We start from the raw sequence: 6,000 nt of genomic DNA, 5'->3' as shown, positions 1-6,000 counted from the left end.
AATTAATAGAAAGTTTTAAAGATAAACTAATGCACGGTAAAGCGGTGTTCGTCCGTTCAATCGTCAGCAAACAACCCCGCCAAACCTATAACACACTTTTTTTAAGCTTTCCTATTATTTTTAAAGTTCAAAAAAAGAGTGTTATGTCCTAAAGGTTGCCCCATCCGTACCCTGAGCCCAGCCGAAGGGCAAGTTTGTCACGGTTGTTGCGTTCCTCAATCAGTCCTCACGGCAATTCCTTTGTCTGTTTTTGTCACTTCACTTCATTCACACTCATGGCTTCGGTTCATTTCGTTCAGCCACATCACAGCCAACCATTGCCATAATTTTAGCTCGCCTTGCAGGTCGCTACGGGCTACGGGTTCTTGATTGTGTTGCCTCCGCCTTTTTGCCTGTCTTGAGCCTGTCGAAAGGCTGTGGCCATTAAATCGGTACCCTTGTGTATTGTTCCGTTTCTCTCTAGGTTTTTGTTTGAAAAAATTACAAAAACCTGCCGTTCAACTCCACACATAGCTGCAAACCACATTCGTTACCTCATGCACTTTTTGCAACACCCGTTGCTCCACTCGCAAGGCGGCTCGCTAGCGCTTGGTCTGTGTCTGCAAACCATTTCACTATTTGCACACTCAGCCCACCGTTTGGCTCAAGGCTGTTTTACCTGTATTACTCACATAATAAACATTCTTAATCAAAAAGGTTTAAAGGTTCTTTTGATTAGATGAAAAACCTAAGAAATAAAGAACGTAACAATGGAAGTGCGTTTCGAAGAAAAAGAGCATGGAATTGTGGAGTGAATGGTGCACAGCAATTTCATAAGGTATTTCTTGATTTTTGCTTACTTTTTATCAAGAAAAAGTATGAAATAAAACATAATATTCTATTTCAATTTCCCTTGTGCTTGCAGGAGTTAGTGAGTTTTTTTTTAAGCTAACATTCTATAATAACCCCTTCAGCACCGCACAGCAAGAGGTTTTCCGTTACTCTCCAAACCACTTGCTTTTCCCTCTTCGATTTTAAACAGTTAGAATTATGTAAACAAATTGGTCTCCGATTTAAAAGGGAAGAATAATTTTATAAAAAAGGTTGCAAATATAGTTGCTTTCCATCGGCCAACGCTCAATACCGTAAAGGTCAAGCCCACAAGGGGTTTTGATAAAAACTTTAAGAAACATCAATTTGAGTTTAAAAAGTACTCATTAAACTTTTTACCAAAAACCTTGACTGTATAGCCACAGCAACAAAGCGTATGGCATCTTTTTTCTCCAAAAAAATATTGTGGCGGAACGCAGTGAAGCAACTTTAATTGGATAGCTATGCACTGTTTTGAAATCAAGACCCACCGTGTAGGGATGACCTACGACCAACCTCACTTTTTCATTTTAAACAAAGGATTGAACAGTGGCAAGCCACTGCACAACCCTTGTCCGAACTGCTTTGTGGTAACCACCAGATCAGAAGAAGACAAAAACACATTATTTCATTTATCAATGATGCTTCAAATTGGAGGTTTTTATGCTTATTATTTAAAGGGTAGTGTTATTCCATTTATTGGTATTAAAGATTGTTCTAAAACATTAAAAGAAGGAATGATTTTAAATGTTGAGGTTTACAAACACATCAAAATCATTCAAGCAATTAACCAGGAGCAAGAAAGATTATCTCAAGCATTGGAAAAAATTAAACTATTAAAAAAGGCTTTTATACAAACCTGTTTTAAAGAAAGTAAAAACAAAATCAGTGCATAAAAAAACTCCAGGTCTTTTGACCAGGAGTTTATAAAATGAAGTACAGAATAAAGTCTTTTTACTTTCTACCTTCTACCAACTACTAAAATTACTTCAAAAAAATCTTACGTAACAGGAGCGAAACAAAGAAACTGACCACAGCACCAATGACCGCCATGATAATGGTGAAGTAAACATCATGTAGTTTTATATTGGCTATGGTTGTGAACAATGTCCCTCCAAATACGGTTGATTTTAATTGAAGATTTCCCATAGCTTTTTACTTTTTGTCTGAAACCACAGCTTGACTGACCGCAGTAGCAACCGTTCCAGCAACTGCTACATAACCCGCAATGCTAATAACTGCTGCAGGTAACGCAATTGGAGCGGCCAAAATGGCTCCACTTGCAGCTGCTAATGCTAGACCAATGTTTCTAAGTTTTCTAAAAAAGGATGGTGTTGGATGTTTTAATCGTTCTTGAATTTTCATAAGTTCTAAGATTTTATAATTAATTGTACAGTTTCCTTTCTATCAAAAGCTTGATAACATTTGGAAACCAATTTGTTTAATAAGCTTCTGGAAGAAGTACCTTTTCCAATTCCTGATAAACAAGTTACAGGAGCGATACAGCCTCTTAATTCTTTCAAAGCATCATTGGCAGGATGAATTAAAATAAGTGTCCTGTTTTTAACATTTTCCAAAATCAAATGATGTCCGAGTCTTTGAGAATACCTTGGTTTTAACATATAAGTTCCTTCTGGAATACAAGAAACATTTCTACGATTCTCTAACCAGGGCAACTCGATACAGAATCCAAAAAATGAATCTTGGATAAAGAGAGCACCGTTGGTACTCTCTTTAAAATAAGTTCTATGTAAATAGATATCCATATCCTTACACTTTATCAGCAATCTTGATTGCTAATGCATTGTAAACTCCATTTTTTAATGAATACATTTGACCATTTACTTCTTGGTAAAATTCAATACCAATTACCTGTACTATTGGTAATACAGAGTTTGCAGGAGCGGAAGCAGTCAAGTCAATAACAGCAGTATCATTACCATCGTATGGTAAAATAGCTGTTTCATCATTGTCAAAAGCGAAAGATTCATTCTCAAAATCTAATTCCGCAACCCCAGTCACAATTTTAAAGTGAGTAGTTCCAGAAGGACCTGCAATGTGAGTTGTTGGTTTAAATACCGGAATGTTTACAGTTGCTTCCCCAGTCGCTCTATCAAAAGCATTAGTGTAAGTAACAAATAAAGTTGCACCCAATTTTCCATTGATGTTAAACTCAAAGTTTGCTAACAAACCAAATGTTCCATCTTGAATGGTTCTTTCTCCACGAACGTTTGTAGTGTCTGTTTTCACTACTTTTAAGATTGAAGTAGTCAATCTACTTGTAACACGTCTGTCTTTAGCATTCTGCAAAAGAATACGGATAGCGTTACGTAAAAGCTTTCCACCTTTACCAGCAGTTCCAAATTCAGAACCATTTTCACGAGTTCTTTGGAATGCAGGATCGTTTTTAATACGTTCTGCATCTACACCCCCTTTTTCACGAGCCAAATGCCCATCGGTTGTTTTGTAAAAAGAAATACCTCCGATAGTTCCTTTTAATTTAATAATACCTGTTTGTTTTGCCATAATACTATGATTTTAAAGTTTATAACAAAAGAATTAGTATCTTATATAGAAATCAAAATAAGGGTGTTATATAGGCCGTTAAAAGCCTTTCTTTCCGAAAAGGTGTATATTTACCCCTAGGATAAAGTATAGTTAAAGTATTAAATCATGAAAATTACCAGAGCATGTATTTATCCAAAAGATGTTCAGTGTATAACAGGAAGAAGTGAACGTTATGGTAGAAGGCTATTAAAAGAGATTAGAGAACATTTTGATAAGCAACCACACCAATTTATTACCTCTGAAGAATTCGCTGAATACAGTGGAATAAGTATCGAAATCATTAATAATTATTTGAAGCAAGTATCATAAAATTTGATGTGTTTTGTGTTGATTTAAAAGTAGTTAATTTGTAAATTTGTAGGAGCGAATGAAAGTCAATTGATAACAAATAGTATCAATTTGTAAGGTTAGTAAATCGGTTAGTATTGTAAATATAAAGTACCGTATGGTACTGTTTTATAAGGTATAGAAGAAATGGTTCGAATCCCTCTTTCTCCGCGATCAATCGAAAAGCTTAAAAACACCAAGGCCTCCTTGAGTGTTTTTTTGTTTTTAAGACTTAGATGTCATCAAAATGCATTAGAGAAAGTTTGAGAAAAAATGAAATAAAAAGTCAAAAAAAAAGACAGTTTTTCGCTGTTATTAACTTTATTGTCAGTTTACTGAGTAATGTAATGAATACAGATTCAGTACTCATCTTGGTATACAATCATTATTAAATTAAATTGTCTTTGAAAAAAAAGTTTCAACATAAGATAATATATGTAGATTGTTTTTGGTATTTGTTTTACATTTACGATGTTTTTATGCATATAATACAATAACTACCTATAATATTAACAGAATGAAAAAAATAAAAACCTTACTTTTACTAATTGTAATAACCACTACCTCTTATGCTCAACTGGCTGTTGGAGATATCGCAATCATTGGGTTTAATGAAGATTCAGGACCAGGACCTGGAAAAGATCATAGTTTTACTTGGATTGCTCTAACTGACATTCCTGCAAATCAGGAAATCTATTTCTCGGAAGAAGGCTGGAATAATGCCTTAAATGATACTTCACTTGGATTTTGGGGTGGGTCAGAAGGTCATATCAAATGGACAGCTCCCGCTGGGGGTCTAAGTTGTGGAACAATAGTGCATATTTATGAATCGGGATCTGATGTATTTACAGTTGATGGGGGTGGAACAATCTCTGGTGTTCTAGCTGGAGCTAGCTGGAATTTAATTGCTGGTGATCAAGTATTAGTATATACTAGTGCAACTGGGGCTAGACCAGCGAACACAGTGCCCAATTTTATTACGGCTTTCCATATGAACGATAATAGAGAGAATGGTGGTAATCATAACGATACTACAGGGTGGAGTCTTATTGCTAGTGGTGGTTCAACTTCTCATGTACCTCCTGGGTTAACAAATGGAGTGAACTGTATGGCTATTCATGCTCCTACCCCAGTTTCTGATAATGAAGTAGACAATGTTAAATATACTGGAACTCTTACAGGTACCTCCTCGGATTTACTTGCTACTATTTATAACCTTGCAGACAAGAATACAAATTGGTACAGACACAATTCGATACCAGCTGATATTACACCATCCGGATATAGTCCAAACGTTACTTGTACTACCTTAAGTAGTTCTGATTATTTTATCAATAACAAAATAGTGGTTTTTCCAAGCCCGTCTTCTGAATTTATTGAAATAGCTGGCCTAACTAAAGTAGAACATTATGAAATATTTAACGCTATAGGTCAAATAATTAAAAGAGGAAGAGCTGCTGAAAATGAAAAAATTGACATCCAGAACTTAAAGAATGGAGTATATTTCCTTAAACTTGAGAATGGAAATACTTTAAAGTTTATAAGAGAATAAAATATTATTTACTAATAATTTATAAATTCAATGACTACTAAAGGTAAATCTTTGTAGTCATTGTTTTTATATGCTAATGACTGAATATAAAAACTGTTATGTAAATTTATCTTACATTTATTTTTGTACAACGTTACTTACAAGCAAAACTGACATTCTTTTGATAAACACAATTTCTTCTATAACAATATTTGTCTCATTATTTTTAGCACTTTACTTATCAACGCTTAGAATTAGTAAAACTAAAATCAGTAATCGTCTTTTTTCAATATTTTTAATTCTGACTGCTATAGACACTAGTGGAATTCTCCTTGAGAAGATGCCTACAAAATTATACAGCCTTTTTATTTTTAGAAGCACATTTTCTTTTTTACAAATACCTATTTTATATTTATACATAAAATCTGTTTGTTATTCTGATTTTAAGCTCAAACCAAAGAATGTAATACACTGTATTCCTTTTGTGATTGCAAACGTACTACTTATACCTAGGTTTTATCTAGTTAAAACTGTTGATAAAATAAATTTCTTGCAACAGCATAAGCAGATGTTTGAAGTACAGTTTAACCATGTCATTTTTCATGTACAGTTTGTATGCTACATTATTGTTATTTTTTTAATGCTAAAAAAAAATAAAAAATCTATTTAGAAAACTATTCTGGTGTAAGCATTAAAACCTACGATTGGCTATTTCAATTTACAGC

6 protein-coding genes are annotated in these 6,000 nt (G+C 34.1%); 3 read left to right on the top strand and 3 right to left on the bottom strand.

Annotation, left to right across the window (positions count from 1 at the left end; genetic code table 11):
* Positions 1 to 1,313 precede the first annotated feature (1,313 nt).
* On the top strand, positions 1,314 to 1,745 hold the full coding sequence (locus FS85_RS0109785) for a DUF6943 family protein (RefSeq protein WP_033194674.1): 432 nt from the start codon (positions 1,314 to 1,316) through the stop codon (positions 1,743 to 1,745).
* A 259-nt stretch (positions 1,746 to 2,004) separates the two neighbouring features.
* Here FS85_RS0109785 and FS85_RS0109780 read toward each other — a convergent pair whose 3' ends face one another.
* Genes FS85_RS0109780 through FS85_RS0109770 form a run of 3 tightly spaced genes read right to left on the bottom strand, consistent with a single transcriptional unit; the run spans position 2,005 to position 3,375 of the window.
* Positions 2,005 to 2,214, bottom strand: coding sequence for a hypothetical protein (locus FS85_RS0109780; protein ID WP_010136057.1), 210 nt, complete (start codon positions 2,212 to 2,214; stop codon positions 2,005 to 2,007).
* A 5-nt stretch (positions 2,215 to 2,219) separates the two neighbouring features.
* Complete coding sequence (locus tag FS85_RS0109775) at positions 2,220 to 2,615, bottom strand: DUF5675 family protein (RefSeq protein WP_010136056.1); 396 nt, start codon at positions 2,613 to 2,615, stop codon at positions 2,220 to 2,222.
* Between the two features lie 4 nt (positions 2,616 to 2,619).
* On the bottom strand, positions 2,620 to 3,375 hold the full coding sequence (locus FS85_RS0109770; protein ID WP_010136055.1) for a hypothetical protein: 756 nt from the start codon (positions 3,373 to 3,375) through the stop codon (positions 2,620 to 2,622).
* A gap of 147 nt (positions 3,376 to 3,522) precedes the next feature.
* On the opposite strand from FS85_RS0109770, the gene FS85_RS0109765 reads away from it, so the two are divergent.
* Both FS85_RS0109765 and FS85_RS16140 read left to right on the top strand, forming a co-directional pair.
* Positions 3,523 to 3,726: a hypothetical protein gene (locus tag FS85_RS0109765; protein WP_010136054.1), complete on the top strand. Its 204-nt coding sequence runs from the start codon at positions 3,523 to 3,525 to the stop codon at positions 3,724 to 3,726.
* Positions 3,727 to 4,192: 466 nt separating this feature from the next.
* Positions 4,193 to 5,296, top strand: a complete 1,104-nt coding sequence (locus tag FS85_RS16140) for a T9SS type A sorting domain-containing protein (protein WP_139062186.1) — start codon at positions 4,193 to 4,195, stop codon at positions 5,294 to 5,296.
* Positions 5,297 to 6,000 lie beyond the last annotated feature (704 nt).

Source organism: Ochrovirga pacifica, assembly GCF_000220525.1.
GTDB lineage: Bacteria > Bacteroidota > Bacteroidia > Flavobacteriales > Flavobacteriaceae > Ochrovirga > Ochrovirga pacifica.
This window is presented reverse-complemented; position numbering and strand designations above follow the sequence as displayed.

What these genes read in the sequence shown, in the direction of transcription:
- FS85_RS0109775 (WP_010136056.1), bottom strand. Translation starts at nt 2,615, where the DNA reads ATGGATATCTATTTACATAGAACTTATTTTAAAGAGAGTACCAACGGT.
- FS85_RS0109770 (WP_010136055.1), bottom strand. Translation starts at nt 3,375, where the DNA reads ATGGCAAAACAAACAGGTATTATTAAATTAAAAGGAACTATCGGAGGT.
- FS85_RS0109785 (WP_033194674.1), top strand. Translation starts at nt 1,314, where the DNA reads ATGCACTGTTTTGAAATCAAGACCCACCGTGTAGGGATGACCTACGAC.
- FS85_RS0109765 (WP_010136054.1), top strand. Translation starts at nt 3,523, where the DNA reads ATGAAAATTACCAGAGCATGTATTTATCCAAAAGATGTTCAGTGTATA.
- FS85_RS0109780 (WP_010136057.1), bottom strand. Translation starts at nt 2,214, where the DNA reads ATGAAAATTCAAGAACGATTAAAACATCCAACACCATCCTTTTTTAGA.